Annotated in this window: 7 tRNA genes and 1 rRNA gene; all 8 read left to right on the top strand. The window is 50.6% G+C overall.

Annotation, left to right across the window (positions count from 1 at the left end):
* The first annotated feature begins 11 nt into the window (after positions 1 to 11).
* Positions 12 to 127: ribosomal RNA gene (gene rrf / locus E4U82_RS19605) — 5S ribosomal RNA — on the top strand.
* A 14-nt stretch (positions 128 to 141) separates the two neighbouring features.
* Positions 142 to 214 (top strand) — tRNA-Val (locus E4U82_RS19600).
* Positions 215 to 328: 114 nt separating this feature from the next.
* A tRNA-Thr gene (locus E4U82_RS19595) sits at positions 329 to 404 on the top strand.
* Positions 405 to 449: 45 nt separating this feature from the next.
* A tRNA-Lys gene (locus E4U82_RS19590) sits at positions 450 to 522 on the top strand.
* Between the two features lie 8 nt (positions 523 to 530).
* Positions 531 to 615, top strand: a tRNA-Leu gene (locus E4U82_RS19585).
* Between the two features lie 24 nt (positions 616 to 639).
* Positions 640 to 714 (top strand) — tRNA-Gly (locus tag E4U82_RS19580).
* Positions 715 to 735: 21 nt separating this feature from the next.
* Positions 736 to 822, top strand: a tRNA-Leu gene (locus tag E4U82_RS19575).
* Between the two features lie 6 nt (positions 823 to 828).
* Positions 829 to 905: transfer RNA gene (locus tag E4U82_RS19570), tRNA-Arg, on the top strand.
* Positions 906 to 976: the final 71 nt, after the last annotated feature.

Here is a 976-nt window from a genome sequence, read left to right as displayed (position 1 = left end):
AACAATATAGGTCTGGTAGCAATAGCGGAGAGGACACACCTGTTCCCATGCCGAACACAGCAGTTAAGCTCTCCAGCGCCGATGGTAGTTGGGGTTTTACCCCTGCAAGAGTAGGACGCCGCCAGGCTGTACATATGTGTGGGAGGATTAGCTCAGCCGGGAGAGCACCTGCCTTACAAGCAGGGGGTCGCAGGTTCGAACCCTGCATCCTCCATCATTTATTATATACTGTTGCAAGTTCAATAGGGAGAGCGCACAATAATGCTTTGGTGCTGCCCCAATAAAAAATGTGACATATTGAGCATTTAAGAAAATGAATATTTTATATGCCGGTCTAGCTCAATTGGCAGAGCAACTGACTTGTAATCAGTAGGTTGGGGGTTCAATTCCTCTGGCCGGCACCATTCTAAAAAACATCAAAACACTTTTGAGTGTTTTACACTGAAAATGAGCCATTAGCTCAGTTGGCAGAGCATCTGACTTTTAATCAGAGGGTCGGAGGTTCGAATCCTCCATGGCTCACTGTTTTTGCGGGTGTGGCGGAATTGGCAGACGCGCTAGATTTAGGATCTAGTGTCTCTTGACGTGGGGGTTCAAGTCCCTCCACCCGCACCATTTCGAATTTCATAAAAACTTTTTGCGGAAGTAGTTCAGCGGTAGAACACCACCTTGCCAAGGTGGGGGTCGCGGGTTCGAATCCCGTCTTCCGCTCCATTAATGTTATGCCTGACCAAAGCCGGGGTGGCGGAATTGGCAGACGCACAGGACTTAAAATCCTGCGATGGGTCTTCTATCGTGCCGGTTCGAGTCCGGCCCTCGGCATCATTGGCGCCCGTAGCTCAATTGGACAGAGCGTCTGACTACGGATCAGAAGGCTAGGGGTTCGACTCCTCTCGGGCGCACCATATTAACGGGAAGTAGCTCAGCTTGGTAGAGCACCTGGTTTGGGACCAGGGGGTCGCAGGTTCAAATCCTG

Origin of the sequence: Lentibacillus salicampi (assembly GCF_004565465.1) — a bacterium.
Taxonomy (GTDB): Bacteria; Bacillota; Bacilli; order Bacillales; family Amphibacillaceae; genus Lentibacillus; species Lentibacillus salicampi.
Note: the sequence above shows the minus strand (reverse complement) of the source record. Positions and strands in the feature narration are given on the sequence as shown.